Raw genomic sequence first — 15,842 nt, 5'->3', positions numbered from 1 at the left:
ACGCCTGTCGAGGGTGATGTTCGCAAGCAGCTCTTCGACTCCTACGCCGGGTGTTCGAGAGCATGCTGCTCCGCCGCGACCGGGAGCGCCGAAGCAGCGAAGACGGCCTGCCTGCCGACGGGTGACCGAGCTGGGGGGGCGTTCGCGCGGGGCGGCTGCCGCCTGGATGGCGAGCTGCGGCTGCACACTGTGCGTGCTGCCCGCGCTGCCTGCGCCGGTCAATGATCCGGACCGGATCACCCGCCTCGACGTCCGTCGGCACGATCGACTCGGCGGAGCCCTCCATGAGTATCGTCATGACGAGTCCGACAGTGGTGGCCAAGCCGATGATTCCGACAATCCACTGTGCAATCGGAACCTTAGACCCTGGTCAGGTTGTCCATTCAGCTACTCATCGGGTGGGATTAAGGCTTCCGGAGTAATTCGGGCGGTGCTGGTCAGAAAGTGAAATATGAGGGGGCGCACAGCAGGGTGTTTCTGCTCACCCGTTCGAGTGGTCGGTGCATGTCTACCCGTCGAGTCGGGCAACCATGCGGTAACTCGAACAATCCGCTGGGCCAAGCCCCACTGATGGACAGTAAGGGAACCTCATGCGCCGTATCGCCGCAGTTATCCTCGGAACTGCCTGCATCGTTGGGCTCACAATCACCACCGCAATGGCTGCCCCTTCCGACGGGCCCTTCGGTGACGGCGGTGACACTGTGCTCATGCTTCCCGGCTTTCATGGCGTCCGGTAGTTCTGAAGCGCGGGCTCGATTGATGTTCAGTCGGTCGAGGATCTCCCAAGCCTTCGTGAGTGCAGGGTCGTTCGGCTCAGACTTCGACGCCTCCCGGTACTGAGCGTGCCGATAACTCCATGCGGGGTGTGACCTGCTGCGTCTGGTCTACCTCAGCCTCGGTCACCTGTTCGCCGCGATGCGTCCGCTTGGCCGGGATGCGGACGACAGGGGTACGGAGGTCCTGGTGCTGCGCTACCAACTCGCGGTGCGGGAGCGGCAGGTGGCTCACCCTGTCCCAGGCGCACCGGCCGGATCCTGCCGGCGGCGCCGCTGCGGCATGTACCCCGGGCTCGTCTCCGTCGGCCGCACCTGATCGTCTCTCTTGACACAGTGCTGCGCTGGCACCGCGACCTGCTGCGCCGCCGCTGGGTGGCACGCTGCCGGGCCGGGCGAACGGGCCGTCCGCCGACCCGCCGGTGCATCCCGATGCCGCATTCTGTGGGAAGCCGCTTGGGACACGCCGGTAGACTCTCCGAGCCAGCGGCTCAGCGCCCGTTCACCGCCGAGAAGATCATCGAGCAGGGCCCCTGGACCACGCGGCTTACCCACGGGCAGCGTGATTGAGAACGTGCGCCGCCGTGCGACGGCGGTCGCGGTGTGTGCCCGCAGCCCGAGGATGCCGTCCACCATGCCTGCCAAGGCCAGGCACAGGACACGGTCGACGACTGCGGACAGGTGAGGGTGGCCGATGTACACCCTGCGTTGGGTTCCAGGGTGGCTGTTCGCTGGTTACCCAGGACAGCCGGGACTATGGCCGGAGCACGATCTTGCCGTGGGTGTGCCGCTGTTCCAGCTCGTGGAACGCGTCTCGCACCCGGGCCAGGGGGTAGGTGTGGGCGATGGGCACCTCCAGTTCCCCGCGTGCGGCGAGCCGGGCGAGTTCACCGAGCACGACCGCGCACGCTGCCGAGCCTTCCCCGTAGGTCCGCGCACCGACCCTGGCCGCGGCCTGCCAATCGCGGATCGTGTTGATCCGCTCGGGCCGCACCCCCAGCTCCACGGCCAGATCCACGTAGCCGTCACCGAACGTGTCGATGAACGCGTCGACGTCCCCGCCGGAAACCTGACGGATCCGATCGGCCACACCGTCCCCGTACACGACCGGGAGCACACCGCGATCCTTCAGCCAGGCGTGGTTGGGCTCGCTCGCCAGCCCGATCACCGTGGCGCCACGTCGCCGCGCGAGTTGCACGGCGAGGGACCCGACGCCTCCCGCCGCACCGGACACGACCACCGTGTCGGCCGGTTGGGGGTCCACCGCGAACACGGTGGCGTACGCAGTCGTGCCCGCCACGTACAACGACCCGGCCACGTCCCATGACAGCCCCGCTGGGCGGGACACCAGATTCACGTCGTCGACCACGACGAACTCCGCGTGGCTCGCCCTGTTATGGGTGAAGCCCAACACCTCATCGCCCACCGCGAAGCCGCGCACCTGCGAACCGACCTCCACCACGACGCCGGCCAGATCGCTGCCCTGTCCGGAGGGGAACGTCGCCGGCCAGCGTTCGTGCAGTGCGCCCGTACGGATATTCACCTCGCCGGGCTGGATTCCGCCCGCCCGGACCTCGACCAGCACCTGGTCGGGGCCGGGCACCGGCCGCTCCACCTCCTCCACCCGCAGCACATCGAGCCCGCCGTACTCATGGAACCGCACAGCCTTCATCGCGTGATCACCGCACTTCGTCGTTCGGACAAAACCTTGGGCGGCCACGCGCCGGACGACAACGCCTCGACCGTGACATCGCCCTCAACGATCAGGAACACATGTGTCTTCCCAGAAGCACCACCGCCAGGGCGGCATTCTGCGGGCTCTGGCGACTCCAACTGGCTTCATTCCGCAGATGGTTGGTGAAGTCCGGGCGATGTGAAGCGGCTCAGGAGGGCGCCGCAGGTGGTACGAACTGAGCGAGCGGACGTTTGCTGATCTGCATTGTCGGGCGGAGATCCGGCGGAGATCCCCGGGGGACAAGGCGCGGGCCGATCTGCCGCTGGTCGCAGGCCCGCGACGATCCGATGTGGCCGTCTTTTCCCTTCGCCGAGCGACTGGCACAACGCAGGCGCTCGGTCGGGGCTTCGGTACGTCTGATCACTTGCCACGATGCCGGCCACCGCCCACGCTTTCCCGGCGAGAGCCCGGGGTTGGCGTCCCCGCGCTTCCAACACGGAGGCACACAGAGGCATGCTCGAAGCTGACGCGCTTTTGGAGACTGCTGCCTGGCCCTATGTCCTCGTCGAGCTCCGCAACAGCGGTTGACCCTCCCTCAGGTTGACCGCGCGCGAAGCTCGGAGAAGGTCTTTATCGGGCGGCCCCCGAACGGCGGCCCGGCCACGTTTGTCCGCAGGAGGCCAGGTGCTCCTTGCAGGCAGCCCAGGCCGCGCGGCATCAGTTCTGCGAGGGGTTTGGCCGTGTCCGGGGAGGGTGCGGACTGCTTCGGCGATGGCGGGTCGGAGCTGTCCGAGGGTGTGGTCGGGGCCGAGGATCACGCGGCGGAACTGGGGCATGGCGCGGCTCCAGCCGACCAGGACGAGGGTGCAGAACAGTCGGCTGCGGGCCTCGCAGTCCGAGGTGGTTTGGGTGGCGCCGGTCTTGTCCTCGTAGTGCTGGGTGCGGGCTTCCTCCCCGGGGACGGGGCGGTCGCCGAGTTCGAGCGCCGCCCACATGAGCAGGCGCAGGGCTTCGGGGTGGGCGCGGTGGTAGTCGAAGAGCTGCTCGGCGTAGGCGGGCGGATCCTCGTCGCCGGGCGGGACGGCCTGGGCGAGGTCGGCCAGGAGGTGTTCCAGGACGGCGGCGAAGAGTTTGTTCTTGTCGCCGAAGTAGTCGTAGATGGCGCGCTAGTTGGCCTTGGCCTGGGTGGCGATGGGGTCCACGCGTGCGCTGGCCACGCCGTGCTGGGCGGACTCCGCGGCCGCTGCTGCCAGGATCCGCTTCAGGAGAGTGCTGGAGAGCGCCGTGAACCAGAGCCGGTCCGCGGTCTCGTAGCGCACGGGTGGGGTGAACTGCCTGCGCAGCACCGCGTTCTCATGCCACAGCACCAGCAGTTCAGCATCCTTGGCGGCGGTCCGACCGGCACAGGGCCGAGGAGGGGTTGCGGGTACTCACCGTCGGCGACCCGGAGGCCGTTCGGGTCGAATCGCCGGCGTAGGCGCTCGGCGTCAGAAAGGGCGGTTTCTGCGGGTATTTCGACAACCGGGCCGCGCTGCTCGACGAGATGCTCGACACGGGGGAGCAGGAGGAGGCCGAGGCGGTGATCGAGCAGGTCGAGAGCGGCGAGGGGGATGCGCGGGCCAAACTGGAGCGGCCGTCTGTGATCGCCACGGCGAGCCGTGGCCCTGCCATGGGTGCCGATGCCGCCGCCGGGCACGCTGGCTGGCCGCAGCCGCGCGGAGGTGATGGAGCTGACCCGGAGAAGTGGCTGCTGCGGTAGCCCTCCGATGGGCGGCGGCTACTGGCCCTGGCGCACCTTGACGCCGCCGACCAGCGAGTACGCGCGCACCTTGACCACCGCGCCGCCGGGCTCGCCCGCCAGGCTACGGCTGCGCCCGCCGACCAGGGAGAACCCGCTGACCTCGACCGTGGTGCCGGCCGGAACCGTCAGGTCGACCCCGCCGAACACCGAGAAGGCGTCGACCTCGGCACAGGCGCCCTCGGGGTAGGCCAGCTCCGCGCCGCCGACCAGGGCCGCCTTGACGAGGTGGGTCGGACCGGCCGGGAGCGTCGCGTTGGTGTGGTCGAGCTTGGCTCCGCCGACGGCGGCGACATGCACGGTGCGCTCGCGTGCCTCGAAAGCGTCGCGGTGCTTGAGTCCGCCGAGGAGGGACAGGCTCCACTCGGTGCGGAGGGACGGGGACGCGGTGTTCTTCGTGATCTCCATGTCCCCAAAAATACGGCTGCGGCCTGACGCGCCATCAGTGTCCGCGGGCATCAACTCCGCATGACAAACGTCATCGTGCGCAGATGACGCGGGTCGACACTCCTGGACCGTCGGCCATACAGGGGGAGGGACCAGGCCGCCGACCCGCCCGCCGGTCAGGTGAGGTTCTCCTGCGGTCAACGGCAATGCCGCCGAGCCTGGCTCCCGCCACACCGCTGTCGCCGGTCCGGACGGGCTGGCCGACCTCGTGGTCGGAGCCTTCGAGGCCGATCCGATCTCTTCCTCGACCATCCGCGCGACGCTGGTCGAGCGGTTGCCGGTCGTGCTCGCTTCTCGGAAACGGCCCCAGCACTACGTTGGGATGCATGTCCGAGTCTTCCGTGCGGGGTCTCTACGACGATTTGGCCAGCGGCGGCTGGCACGGGGGCCTTCCCATCTCCGCGACCTCCGTTCTGCGCGCGGTCCGGCTACGGTGTCGCTCTTCTGGGACCCATGAGGCCGATCACCCCCTCGCGCCACCGTCCCGGCTTCACCATCTGCCGAGCCTGCGAGGACCGGCCACCCTGCACCAGCACCAGCACCAGCACCAGCACCAGCACCAGCACCAGCACCAGCACCGGCGGCCGGGGCCGCCACCTGTTCCTGATGCCCCGTTCCCTGCAGGCGATCCAGAACCGAACCCGCACGGAAACAGGAAATCCCCGACTGGCAGGCCCGCGAGCCATTGCGCGCGGGGTGCGAGGCCATCGTCTCCGAGACCGTCTATGCCCATGGCCCGCGCCACTGCCGCTATCGAGGGCCGGCGACGGTGGACGTTCAGTACGTTCTCACCGCCGCCGGCGCCAACATCGTCCGTCTCAGGGAATGCTTCCCACCCGGCACCATGCCCTCACACACATCACGGCTGCTCACCCCGTTCCAGCAACTGTGCCGGGACACCGGCCCTCAGACCGGCAGTTGACTCGCGGAGATCGCCATCAGCATCCCGAATGTGAGACAGGGCCGTTCTCTTCACAGTCCTTGTCCTCCTGCCGGGGATCCAGGCTCTTGTCACCCCAGGGTGGTCAGCGCCGCCCCTTGATACGAGGCTCCGGCGTTCCAGAGCAGGAAGGAGTTCATGCCGTCTTTGGCCGCCGCTCTGATCTGGTCGGCGACTTCGGTGGGGCCGTAGTGGACGCCCAGGGAGAAGTCCTGGAGCCAGGGGACGACCACGGCTCGGGTGCCCTTGACCTGCTTGGTGAAATCGGCCAGCGACCGGTTGACGATCTCGTACGGGCTGGCGTTCGGACTGGCGACCCCGTACTCACCGACGGCCCAGTGCGAGGGGTAGACCATGGGAGCGATGTAGTCGGCGTGTTGGGCAATGGCGGGGATGTCCTGGGCGATTTCGGTGGGCCGGGTGGCGGCGATGCCGAAGACCGAGACCCCGAGGTATTTGCCTTCGGGCTGGACGCGGAGCTGGGTTTCGGCGACGAAGTCGGCGATGGACTTTTCGGGGGTCTTGTCGCCCAGGCCGGGGAAGCGCAGTGTCGAGAGCTTTCCGTCGGGGCGGCGCACGTAGTCGTACAGGATGTCGTCGAAGCCCAGCTTGGCCGCTTCGGTGGCCAGGTCGATGTTGTACTGGCGGACCTCGGGATCGGCGAAGTTGGTGAACGAGAGCGTGCCGTAGTGGCCACCGTCGTACGGGCTGCCGTCAGGCGCCAGGACCAGGCGGTTGTCCTTGCCCTGGTGGTGGGATGCCTGGGCCAGGATGGGGTCGCGGAAGGCGACGATGCGGCCGATGACGCGGGCTCCCATGCCGTGCAGGGTGTCGATCACCTTACGTGCGTCGTAGCGGTTCTTCACGGCGCCGATCTCGCGGGCCAGCGGCACGGAGGAGTCGTAGCCGACCTCGCCGTTCTCGTCCTTGATGTCGAGCTCGACGGCGTTGAGCTTCTTGTCTTTGACGAGCTGGAGAACCGGGTCCCGGACCTCGGACGAGGACCAGCCGATGGCGGTCAGGTGCGCGGCCCGGGTGAGGGGATAGGGCGCGACCGCGTTCACGTGCTCGCGGGTGACGTTGCCGGCCTGGTCCGTGGCCGTCACCTCGATACGGGCGGGGGGCTTCTCGAACCGGCGGGAGAAGGTGCCGTCGCTGCCGACGGGCACGGGCGTGCCGGCTATGGAGACCTTCACCTGCCCGGCGTCCTCGACCCGGCCGCCCACCGTCATCGGTGCGCCGGGCTTGGTGGTTTGGGCGGGGGACAGCCGCAGTTTCGGGGCGGTGGTGTCCACGGTGAACGTCCGGGATATGTCGTGCAGGAAGGACAGGCCACTGTGGGATGTGGCCGTCAGTTCGTGCTTGCCCTCGGCGAGTGAGGGGGTGTCGATTGTGAGGCGGTCGTCGGCCCGGTGGGTGCGCACCGGTTTCCCGTCGAGCAGCACCTCCAGCTCGGCCAGGTCGGCTCCGTCCTTGGCTGTGATTGCAAGGCGCAGGTTGCTGACGTCGGCCCGGCCCAACGCGTCCTTGCTGCTGAGCCCTTCGACCTGGAGCTGGCGGGAGGAGGACTGTATCGCGAAGGCCCCGAGCGCCGCGCAGACCGGCACCAGCAGGGATATGGCTATGACGGCGTATCGCGTTCGGGGTCGTTTTCCGCGCATGTTCACTCTGCCGTTCTCGAAAGAGGGTTCCTTGCGATATGACATAGCCGCCGCGCGGTCCGCCCAAGAGGTTTCGAGCGGGTAATCATGCATTCGGCCCATCAAGCCGGGGTGTGGGGCGCATTGTTGCCCGAGGCTGGAGGCGACGGGAAGCGTCTCGTTCACCTCCGGAGGCATCATGCGTCAATCCCACCGAAGCGGCGGCGCGGTCGTCGTCGCATCGGCCATCCTGCTGCTCACCGCCTGCTCGGCAGCCCAATCCCCACCGGAAGGGCGCCAGGACGGGCCGTCGGCACCGGTGCGCAAGGCCGCCGGGCGGGCAGCGGTTGCCGACCCGGCGACAGTGCAGGCCAATGAGCTCGGGGCGGTCCCGGTGCTGATGTACCACCAACTGGTGGCCGAGCCCAAGAGTGTGTACGACCGCACGCCGCAGGACTTCCGCGCCGAGCTGGAACGGCTGGCAGGGGAGAGGTACGTACCGGTCACCGCGAGGGAATTCAGCAGTGGGAAGATGGACATTCCCGCCGGTACTCACCCTGTGGTGCTGACCTTCGACGACTCGACCGTCTCCCAGTTCCGGCTGGGAACGGATGGCCGCCCCGCGCCCGACACCGCGGTGGGCATCCTGCTGGACACCGCCCGGAAGCACCCCGGATTCCGCCCCGTGGCGACGTTCTTCGTCAACGCCGACCCGTTCAGCGAGCCGGGCGGCCGAAAGTCGTTGGACTGGCTCGCCAAACACGAATTCGAGGTCGGCAACCACACCCTGCGGCACACCGCGCTGGGGACGGTGGACGACGACACCGCCCAGAAGGCCATCGCCGACAACCAAAAGGCGATCACCCAAGCCGTGCCCGGCTTGTCGGTGGTATCGCTGGCACTTCCCAACGGTTCGATGTCCCGCTCCCGGCAACTGGCGCTGAAGGGAGCCGCCGACGGCGTGAGCTATCAGCACGAGGGCGTCTACCTGGTGGGAGCCGACCCCGCCCCTTCCCCCTTCTCGACCACCTTCGACCGGGGTGCCATCCCGAGGATTCGCTCCCAGGCGGCGACCGGCCCCGAGGCCCAGTTCACCTCGACGGCTTGGCTGGACAAACTCCGCGACGGGACGGTCAAGCGTTACACCTCGGACGGCGACCCGAAGAAGATCAGCTTCCCCAAGTCCGAGGAGGCCCGCCTCGCCCCGGCCCACCGGCAGGCCGCCCGGCCGTACTGAACGGGGAACGGTTGGGGGACGGTTTACGAGACCCGAACCCCATTAAGGATCTTCAGCGGTGATGCTTGAGAGTGAAAGCACGACCTTTGGGCAAGGCCAGGCGGCACGGTGTGAACATCCATGCCGTTAGTCGTGCGTTTCCCGATCACCGACCCGGTCGCACCCGGCGATCGTGCCGTCCACCAGGACATAGTCGAACCAGGACCGGCGCAGCGACCGGGTCGGGGGCAGGGCCCGCGCCGCGAGCAGGTTGCAGGTTGGTGACGCTGCGTACGTGGGCGCGAGCGGTGGCCGGACCCTGCTGCGATCTTCGCGAGCGCCGGACAGCTCCTCCAAGTGGCTCGCCTCGCCACCCAGACGGCACACAGCGCGGCGGGCCACTTCTCTTGCGAGGGCAAGCTCGGCGAACGCCCCGCGAGTGTCGACCGCACGGACTGGACACGGCGGCCCGTCGCCCAGGCGGCAGGCACCTGCGCCGGCGTCGTCAACGTCCGCGAGGCCGCCCGGCTGACCGTCACAACAGTCACTGAGAAGCCCTCCGGACGCGCGCTCACCGAGCAGTGCTCGCTGGAGCGGGGCGAGTTGGGGCTCTTCCACATGACCGCGTACTACAGGCCGTCAGCCGAGCAGGAGATGTCCCTCGACGGCCGGTACCCTGGCACCGCGAAGGACTCCTACAAGCACTCGGTGCCGTGCAAAGATGCCATCGGGACCGCGCACTTCAAGCTCGTACGTACCAACGATCGCGCCCCGGACGGCACTTCGGGGGCACACGGCACGAGCGACCCGGCCGCGCTGAACCGGCTGCTGGATTCCTTCGTCACCGCATCGAGCGGCCGGCACGGCTGCCCCACAACCTGACCCGGGATATTCCCCTGCCGGGTGAGGCGTGATGAATCGCGACGGCTCGGCTGACTGAGAAGCACGGTGGCCAGGTGCCCTCGACGGCCGACTTCAGGATCGTGGAGTGCTTCGGGCAGAACGGGGAGATGCCGTCGTCGGGCACCGTCGTCCCGTCGTCGTTGACCAGCTCCTTCGTCGGCGGTCACTGCGCCGGTGACATCTCCTCCATCTTCTACGTGGTACCCGGGCGGCGACGTCGGCCGCATCGAGTACCCGAGCCACCAGTACTGAGCGCGGAACCGGGCTGCCTAGCGCTCATCGGCCTTCTGGTCGGCGGCTTCGTTGGCGCGGTCGATCTCGGCCATGTGCTCCTCCGCCCAGGTCCGCAGCCCCGCAAGCGCGGCTTCGAGGGACAGCCCGAGTTCGGTGAGTCGGTAGAAGACCCGCGGCGGCACGGTCGGTTCGACCCGGCGCGACACCAGCCCGTCGCGGGTCAGGCTGCGCAGCGTCACGGACAGCATCTTCTGCGAGACGCCCGGCATCCGGCGTCTCAGCTCCGCGAAGCGCACCTCGTCCGGTGCGGCATCGGCGAGCGTCTTGACGGCCATGGACGTCCACTTCGTACCCACGCGGTCCAGCAACTGCCGCGTCGGGCACTGGGGATCGAACAGATCGCCGCGCACCCCGCGACCGGCGGCCCGGGCTCCTCGGGTGGTCACCTGTGGCTCACCACCTTCCCTGAAAGTGCCGTCTAGGAAGCGGCTGGACAGTTACTTATCGTTCTGTGGTCACCAATGGTAACCATTCGGGGGAGCCGCCATGCCCGTCACCACCGCACACCAACTACGCCGCGTCGCGACGAACGGCGTCCAACTCAATGTCGCAATCGCCGGGGCCGGACCTGCGGTTCTCCTGCTGCACGGCTTCCCGCACACCTGGCAACTCTGGAGCGGCATCATGGGCCGGCTCGCCGGGCAATACCGGGTCATCGCTCCGGACCTGCGAGGCTTCGGTACCAGTTCACGTGCCGTCCATGGTTACGACGCAGGCACCCTCGCGGCCGACGCCGAAGGGCTGCTCGACGCACTCGGTGAACCTTCGGCAGCAGTTGTCGGCATCGACGCGGGCACCGCCCCCGCCGTCCTGCTCGCTCTGCGCCGGCCCGGCCTCGTCCGGCGGCTGGTCGTGATGGAGGCACTGCTCGGCCGCCTGCCCGGAGCGGAACACGTCATCGCGGGCGGCGCCCCGTGGTGGTTCGGCTTCCACGCCGTCCCCGGCCTCGCCGAGACCGTCCTGGCCGGCAACGAGGCCCCGTACATCGACTGGTTCCTCGACTCGGGGACGCTCGGGCGAGGAGTACCCGACGAAATCCGTGCGGCCTTCGTCCACGCGTACACCGGGAACGAGGCCCTGCGCTGCGCGTTCTCCTACTACCGGGCCCTGCCCACCAGTGCGCAGCAGATCCAGGACGCCGTCGCGACGGCTCGGCTGACCATGCCCACCATGGCCGTGGGCTCTCACCCCGTCGGCACCGGGCTCGAACGCCAACTCCGTCCCATCACCGATGACCTGGTCGGACACCACCTCCGGGACTGCGGCCACATCATCCCCCTCGACCGCCCCGACGCGTTGTTCGCGCTCCTTGCTCCCTTCCTCGCCACCGATCTGCCGAAGTGACCGGAGTAGCACCGGGCAGGACGGTGAGAGGCGTTCTGCCACGCGTGAGTACGTTCGGCATGCCAACGCCGACTGGCCTGCATGGATAGTCGCCGGTGCGTTTCCCCTCTCGGTCCCTCACTTCGCGCTGCCTGCCTCCTTCCCAGGAGGCCGACCATCCAGGCACGGCAAGAGGAGCGTGCTGACTTGGGCCTCCCCGAGCTCATTCTCCTTCTGGGAAGGTGAGGACGGGCTTGATGACGTGGCCTGCTGACGCGGCCTTGGCGGCGGCTTCGATGTCGTTGAAGGGGAACTCGGTGATGAGTTTGTCCAGGGGGAGTTTTCCCTGCCGGTGAAGGGTGATCAACTGTGGGATGGCTTCTGTGGGTACGACGTCGCCCTCGGTCACCCCGCGGATGGTGAGCCCTTTGGTTATCGCGGGCATGGTGTCGAACTCGGCCGTGCCGAGGCCGACCAGGGCGAGTGTGCCTCGTTTGCGCAGGGCGCTGATGGCCTGGGAGACCACAGCAGGCCGGCCGGTCGTGTCGATGGCGTGATGCGGCCCCCCGTGCGTGAGGTCGCGGATGGCCGCTGCCACGTCGTCCTCCGCGGTGGGGTCGATGACTGCTGCGGCGCCGAGCTCCTGAGCCATGGCGCGTCGAGCGGTAACGGGGTCGATGGCGATGACGGTGCAGCCGTCGGCGACGGCTGCCATGACGGCGCTCAGTCCGACGCCGCCGGCGCCGAAGACCGCGAGGGTCTCGCCCGGTGACGGACGCAGGACGCTGCGGACCGTACCGACGCCTGTCTGGACGCTGCATCCCAAGGGTGCGACCACAGCTGGGGGTAGGTCTGCGGGGATCTTGATGGTGTTGCTCTCGTAGGTGAGGCAGTGCGTCGCGAACGCGGACTGGCCGAAGAAGTTGCCGTAGACCGGGGTCCCGTCCAGGCGGGAGAGGGGAGTGCTGCCGTCGGGGCGGGAGCCGCTGAAGTTGAGGATGCCGGCGCTCTCGCAGTAGGCCGGGGCTCCCGTCACGCACGGTTGGCAGGCGTTGCAGCTTCGGATGCTGAGGCACACGGCGTCGCCGGGGACGACGGTGGTCACCGCGTCACCCACGGCCTCGACGACACCGGCGCCCTCGTGGCCGAAGACCATGGGCAGACGTTCTTTGGGCCAGATCCGTCGCGTGCTGAGGTCGGTGTGGCAGATGCCAACGGCAGTGGTCCGCACCAGGATCTCGTCCGGCCGCGGCTCGTCGAGGTTCAGATGATGGATGGTGAAGGGGCCGCTGGGGGACTCCACCACTGCTGCTTGTATGCGCACGCGTGTCTTCCTTGTGCTGTCAGCCGCCATGGCGCCGCGGCCGGGACGGTGGACGGATGTTGGTTGGGGGCGGGGCGGCGCCCGTGTGCAACTGACGGTGTTTTCAAGCGCGTTCGAGGACGAAGTAGAAGTGGCGCCCCTCATCGAGGACGTTCTTGCCGTTCATCACGCCCAGGAGGGTGTTGGTGTCGACCCGCTTGAAGTGGTCGAGCACGGGCTGTCCGTCATAGACCATCGTGGCGGTCACCTCCCCGCGGAACTCCACCATCCACAGGCTTGCCTCGCCCTTGGCCAGGACCGCATTGGAGAAGAGTGTGCCGTGCTCGTCACGGCAGATCAGGGGTTCGACGCGGGAGACGGAGTGGAAGGTCTTGCCGTACCACCTGGCCTGGGTCAGCAGGTTCTCCACCCGGTGACCGGTGGCGATCCCGGTGCCTTTCCAGGTCCCGAGGATTTCCTCCGGGCGTACGGTTTCCAGCGCCGCCCACAGCTGGTCCAGCTCACCGGTGTCGCGCACGGTGCCATCGGCCGCGTGGATCGCGGCAATACGGGTGCGCGCTTGCTCGACATCCATGAAGCAATCACTCCTTGCTCGGGTTCTGACACACTAACTCGCCTGGTGCTGTGGGCTGTTGGCGGCAACCCGCTCACCAGCGGCCCCTGCGATGGGCTGTCCGGCCCTCCGCACGAGGCCTCGGCGGACTCCGGGGCGACAGTTCCGTGACGGCAGCCTGCGTGTCCCCAGCTTGTCTCATTCAGGTGCCACGGCAACGTGTCTCACGGTCTTGTCCCTTTGCCGGTGTCCGCCTCAACGCGGTTCAGGTGTGACTCCAGGGCGTGCAAGGCCGCTAGGTTGCTCAGGACAACCGCAACTACCTGAAGGACAAGGTGGGGTGGGGTGGGATGAGCGAGCGCGGCCGACGGCGGCGGCACCGTACTGTGGACCGGGTCGTGTGGATTCTGGAGGCCGCCGCACCATGCAGGGGTTCTGGGACGCCTACGCCGCCTACCGAACCCATGCGACACGACCCGCATACAGCCCCGTTGTGGGCCAGCGACCGGCAGCTCACGGGGCTGCCACCTGTCTTGGTGATCACGGCCGAGGCGGATGTTCTGCGCGACGAAGGTGAGGCGTACGCGGAGCGGCTGCGCCGTAACGGGACCCGGGTGAGCGCCGTACCGTATCCAGGAATCCCCAGCGACTTCCTGTCCCGCAGCAACCTCTACGCCTCTCACGCCGCTCACCGAGGCATCCACCGGGTGATCATCTACCTGGCTGCGGGCCGGGCGTCGCCCCGGCAGCCACCCCCCATCGTGAGTCCGGGGCGACGCCCGGCCCGCACGGGCATCTCCTCCATCAGCCGCCAGCGGATGCCCGCATGCCCCTCGGTGCCCGATCCTGCGGCGTCCCGGTCGGCTCGCTACCGAGTTTTGTGGCGACGGCCTTCTTCGCTGACCACCTGGTGCCGTCGTCATCTCTGAATTGCTGCGGTGGCCAGAGTGGCCAGCAGGCGTGACCGGGCGCTATCGGTGGATGGTGGATGGGGCAGAGCAGTGGCTGGGTGAATGGCGAGGTCACTGCCCGAGAATCGGCTCGCCGTGGCGGGCCGGTCGGAATCAGAGACATGTTGGCGAGGACGTTCTGCTGCCGGCGCAGGGAAGGCGGTGCCTATGCCCACGAGGGGTGGCTCCCTGCCGTACTCGACTCCGGATCGTCGTTCAGGTTGCGGATCCGGCCGCGGCGCCCGTTTTGAGGTCGGGACCCCAGCGCTTGAGCGATTCTTCGAGGTCGAGTGCGCCGGCGCTGGCCTCTTCGGTCGCGGATGGCCAGTCCTCGCGAGGCACGCGCCACATGATCTCGAATTCGTTGCCGTCGGGGTCCTTGGCGTAAAGGGATTTCGACACCACGTGGTTCGTTGATCCGACCAGGGCGCCGCGCTTGTTGATCTTGACGGCGATATCGGCCAGCTCGCCGAGAGTGCCTACTTCCCAGGCCAGGTGGTAGAGGCCGACGCTGCCTTGCTCGGGGCTTGGTGCCTCCGGCCCGACGGAGAAGAGGCCGAGGTCGTGGTCGTTGAGCGTGCCCTCGGCGCTGAGGAATGCCGCGCGGCCGGGGATGTCGACGTCGACCTTGAAGCCGAAGACGTCTGTGTAGAACTCGACGGCTCGTGCGACGTCTCGTACGTAGAGCACCGCATGGTTGAGGCGGCGTACAGGCATGGGGTCTCCCTGGGCTGCGAAGTGTGAGGCGGTGGCCTCTCTTGTGACACTAAACAATGTGAGACTTCAAGTAAATCCCCCGGATCTGCGAGCGTCACGATGAGATGCGGGCGAGATATCGGACCGACTGGGTGGATTGGGAGGTTTTCGCTGCCCGAACATGATCCTTTGGTGTGGAGCGGTCTACATCAAACCAACAGGCCGGTGCGTCGTGGGTCGCGCCGTGGCGGGGGGCAAGGGTCGCCAACAGGCGGTCGATGAAGACCAGTTGGTGCTTCGCTCCGGCAGTCACTGATCAACGATCAAGGTCCCGACGGCCCCCCCGCCGGCCATGCCCGAGCTCGTTGGGCTGGCCTGCGTGTTTGCCGGCAGCTGTGGCCGGGACGTGATCGGGGTGGCTGCTGCGGTGCTCATGGCCACCGGTCTACTTGGCCTTGGACAGGCGTGCTCCGAAGAAGCCGGAGAGCTTCGAGACTGCTGGGCTGACGTACTGCTCTTTGTCGTAGAGGTCGACGTGGCTGGCTCCGTCGATCCAGTACAGCTCCTTGGGGCTGCGGGCGTTCTGGAACGCCTCCGCGGCCATCCATGAGGTCACCGTCGGGACCCATCTGGAGACCCCAGCCGGGGCAACGGTTCTGGACGGCACCGGGCGCACCCTGCTGCCCGGCCTCATCGACGCCCACACCCACACCTCCGACACCGCGCAACTGCGCTAGGCGCTCGTCCACGGGATCACGACCGAGCTCGACATGAGTGGCTCTGCCGAAACAGCCGTCGGATGCTGCCGCCGCCAACGAGCGGGACGACCTGGCCGGCGTAAGCGTCGCCACCACCGGCGCGACCGCTCCCGGCGGCCACCGCTGCCAGCTGGTCAGAGCTCGGCATGGTCGAACCGTTCCCCACGGTCGCCGGACCGGACGAGGTCGACGCCTTCGTCGCGGCCCGGGTCGCCGACGGCGCGGAGCATCTCAAGATCTTCATCTCGACGTTCCGCACTCGCCGCAGGTCGCCTGCGCCTCTACACCGCCACGCCCCACGGCCTGGACGCCGAACGCATCGAGTGCGACTCGCCCTGGCTCAGCACTCGCCCCGCCCCCGAGCCGAAACCGGCCGATGACGTCGCCACGAACGGGACTGCTGCGACGCTGTACCTGCTGGCCAGGATCACGGCTGTGCCCGGCCGCAGACCTGCTGGCCACGCCCCCGCACCCGGAACCGCTCATCCCGTGCCCCCGGCCCTGACCCCGTCCGTAGGCACGCGGCAGTCATCACTGACCCCGGCGGCCGCC

The 15,842-nt window shown here is 68.2% G+C and carries 16 protein-coding genes and 1 pseudogene; 6 read left to right on the top strand and 11 right to left on the bottom strand.

Annotated elements, in window-relative coordinates:
• Window positions 1-1,527 precede the first annotated feature (1,527 nt).
• From ADK54_RS20250 to ADK54_RS48835, 3 genes are all read right to left on the bottom strand, one after another.
• Complete coding sequence (locus ADK54_RS20250; RefSeq protein ID WP_053727073.1) at window positions 1,528-2,445, bottom strand: NADP-dependent oxidoreductase; 918 nt, start codon at window positions 2,443-2,445, stop codon at window positions 1,528-1,530.
• A gap of 557 nt (window positions 2,446-3,002) precedes the next feature.
• On the bottom strand, window positions 3,003-3,551 hold the full coding sequence (locus tag ADK54_RS43595) for a hypothetical protein (protein ID WP_267887023.1): 549 nt from the start codon (window positions 3,549-3,551) through the stop codon (window positions 3,003-3,005).
• 63 nt (window positions 3,552-3,614) lie between these two features.
• Window positions 3,615-3,815, bottom strand: coding sequence for a hypothetical protein (locus ADK54_RS48835; protein ID WP_063802016.1), 201 nt, complete (start codon window positions 3,813-3,815; stop codon window positions 3,615-3,617).
• Between the two features lie 176 nt (window positions 3,816-3,991).
• Between ADK54_RS48835 and ADK54_RS20240 the strand changes: the two genes are divergently transcribed.
• On the top strand, window positions 3,992-4,207 hold the full coding sequence (locus ADK54_RS20240) for a hypothetical protein (protein WP_053727072.1): 216 nt from the start codon (window positions 3,992-3,994) through the stop codon (window positions 4,205-4,207).
• An 18-nt stretch (window positions 4,208-4,225) separates the two neighbouring features.
• On the opposite strand, the gene ADK54_RS20235 is transcribed toward ADK54_RS20240, so the two are convergent.
• Complete coding sequence (locus ADK54_RS20235) at window positions 4,226-4,654, bottom strand: hypothetical protein (protein WP_053727071.1); 429 nt, start codon at window positions 4,652-4,654, stop codon at window positions 4,226-4,228.
• A 467-nt stretch (window positions 4,655-5,121) separates the two neighbouring features.
• Complete coding sequence (locus ADK54_RS46115; protein ID WP_159047851.1) at window positions 5,122-5,271, bottom strand: hypothetical protein; 150 nt, start codon at window positions 5,269-5,271, stop codon at window positions 5,122-5,124.
• 71 nt (window positions 5,272-5,342) lie between these two features.
• On the opposite strand from ADK54_RS46115, the pseudogene ADK54_RS48830 reads away from it, so the two are divergent.
• A pseudogene (locus ADK54_RS48830) lies at window positions 5,343-5,615 on the top strand (transposase); the annotation flags it as partial.
• 89 nt (window positions 5,616-5,704) lie between these two features.
• Here the strand turns inward: ADK54_RS48830 and ADK54_RS20230 are convergent.
• Window positions 5,705-7,294, bottom strand: a complete 1,590-nt coding sequence (locus tag ADK54_RS20230; RefSeq protein WP_063802022.1) for a putative glycoside hydrolase — start codon at window positions 7,292-7,294, stop codon at window positions 5,705-5,707.
• Between the two features lie 178 nt (window positions 7,295-7,472).
• On the opposite strand from ADK54_RS20230, the gene ADK54_RS20225 reads away from it, so the two are divergent.
• Window positions 7,473-8,510, top strand: coding sequence for a polysaccharide deacetylase family protein (locus ADK54_RS20225; protein WP_053727070.1), 1,038 nt, complete (start codon window positions 7,473-7,475; stop codon window positions 8,508-8,510).
• Window positions 8,511-8,846: 336 nt separating this feature from the next.
• Window positions 8,847-9,371 carry a hypothetical protein gene (locus tag ADK54_RS20215; RefSeq protein ID WP_053727068.1) on the top strand — a complete coding sequence of 175 codons (525 nt, stop codon included), beginning with the start codon at window positions 8,847-8,849 and terminating at the stop codon, window positions 9,369-9,371.
• Window positions 9,372-9,661: 290 nt separating this feature from the next.
• On the opposite strand, the gene ADK54_RS20210 is transcribed toward ADK54_RS20215, so the two are convergent.
• A complete protein-coding gene (locus ADK54_RS20210) occupies window positions 9,662-10,072 on the bottom strand; it encodes a winged helix-turn-helix transcriptional regulator (protein ID WP_053727067.1) in 411 nt (136 codons plus the stop codon).
• Window positions 10,073-10,172: 100 nt separating this feature from the next.
• On the opposite strand from ADK54_RS20210, the gene ADK54_RS20205 reads away from it, so the two are divergent.
• Entirely contained in the window at window positions 10,173-11,030 is an 858-nt protein-coding gene (locus ADK54_RS20205) for an alpha/beta fold hydrolase (RefSeq protein ID WP_053727066.1), read from the top strand.
• A 202-nt stretch (window positions 11,031-11,232) separates the two neighbouring features.
• On the opposite strand, the gene ADK54_RS20200 is transcribed toward ADK54_RS20205, so the two are convergent.
• Together ADK54_RS20200 and ADK54_RS20195 are read right to left on the bottom strand one after the other, a co-directional pair.
• Window positions 11,233-12,363 carry an NAD(P)-dependent alcohol dehydrogenase gene (locus tag ADK54_RS20200; protein ID WP_053727065.1) on the bottom strand — a complete coding sequence of 377 codons (1,131 nt, stop codon included), beginning with the start codon at window positions 12,361-12,363 and terminating at the stop codon, window positions 11,233-11,235.
• A gap of 73 nt (window positions 12,364-12,436) precedes the next feature.
• Complete coding sequence (locus ADK54_RS20195) at window positions 12,437-12,907, bottom strand: DUF4334 domain-containing protein (protein ID WP_053727064.1); 471 nt, start codon at window positions 12,905-12,907, stop codon at window positions 12,437-12,439.
• Between the two features lie 329 nt (window positions 12,908-13,236).
• On the opposite strand from ADK54_RS20195, the gene ADK54_RS48560 reads away from it, so the two are divergent.
• Window positions 13,237-13,815, top strand: coding sequence for an alpha/beta hydrolase fold domain-containing protein (locus ADK54_RS48560; protein WP_078966492.1), 579 nt, complete (start codon window positions 13,237-13,239; stop codon window positions 13,813-13,815).
• Between the two features lie 237 nt (window positions 13,816-14,052).
• Here the strand turns inward: ADK54_RS48560 and ADK54_RS20190 are convergent, their stop codons facing one another.
• Both ADK54_RS20190 and ADK54_RS46110 read right to left on the bottom strand, forming a co-directional pair.
• On the bottom strand, window positions 14,053-14,553 hold the full coding sequence (locus ADK54_RS20190) for a VOC family protein (protein ID WP_053727063.1): 501 nt from the start codon (window positions 14,551-14,553) through the stop codon (window positions 14,053-14,055).
• A gap of 424 nt (window positions 14,554-14,977) precedes the next feature.
• The gene (locus tag ADK54_RS46110; protein WP_420717340.1) at window positions 14,978-15,148 is read right to left on the bottom strand and encodes a hypothetical protein; all 171 of its coding nucleotides are present in this window, start codon (window positions 15,146-15,148) and stop codon (window positions 14,978-14,980) included.
• Between the last annotated feature and the right edge of the window lie 694 nt (window positions 15,149-15,842).

This window comes from Streptomyces sp. WM6378 (genome assembly GCF_001279695.1).
Classification (GTDB): Bacteria; Actinomycetota; Actinomycetes; order Streptomycetales; family Streptomycetaceae; genus Streptomyces.
This window is presented reverse-complemented; position numbering and strand designations above follow the sequence as displayed.

What these genes read in the sequence shown, in the direction of transcription:
- ADK54_RS20250 (WP_053727073.1), bottom strand. Translation starts at nt 2,445, where the DNA reads ATGAAGGCTGTGCGGTTCCATGAGTACGGCGGGCTCGATGTGCTGCGG.
- ADK54_RS20240 (WP_053727072.1), top strand. Translation starts at nt 3,992, where the DNA reads ATGCTCGACACGGGGGAGCAGGAGGAGGCCGAGGCGGTGATCGAGCAG.
- ADK54_RS20235 (WP_053727071.1), bottom strand. Translation starts at nt 4,654, where the DNA reads ATGGAGATCACGAAGAACACCGCGTCCCCGTCCCTCCGCACCGAGTGG.
- ADK54_RS20230 (WP_063802022.1), bottom strand. Translation starts at nt 7,294, where the DNA reads ATGCGCGGAAAACGACCCCGAACGCGATACGCCGTCATAGCCATATCC.
- ADK54_RS20225 (WP_053727070.1), top strand. Translation starts at nt 7,473, where the DNA reads ATGCGTCAATCCCACCGAAGCGGCGGCGCGGTCGTCGTCGCATCGGCC.
- ADK54_RS20205 (WP_053727066.1), top strand. Translation starts at nt 10,173, where the DNA reads ATGCCCGTCACCACCGCACACCAACTACGCCGCGTCGCGACGAACGGC.
- ADK54_RS20200 (WP_053727065.1), bottom strand. Translation starts at nt 12,363, where the DNA reads ATGGCGGCTGACAGCACAAGGAAGACACGCGTGCGCATACAAGCAGCA.
- ADK54_RS20195 (WP_053727064.1), bottom strand. Translation starts at nt 12,907, where the DNA reads ATGGATGTCGAGCAAGCGCGCACCCGTATTGCCGCGATCCACGCGGCC.
- ADK54_RS48560 (WP_078966492.1), top strand. Translation starts at nt 13,237, where the DNA reads ATGAGCGAGCGCGGCCGACGGCGGCGGCACCGTACTGTGGACCGGGTC.
- ADK54_RS20190 (WP_053727063.1), bottom strand. Translation starts at nt 14,553, where the DNA reads ATGCCTGTACGCCGCCTCAACCATGCGGTGCTCTACGTACGAGACGTC.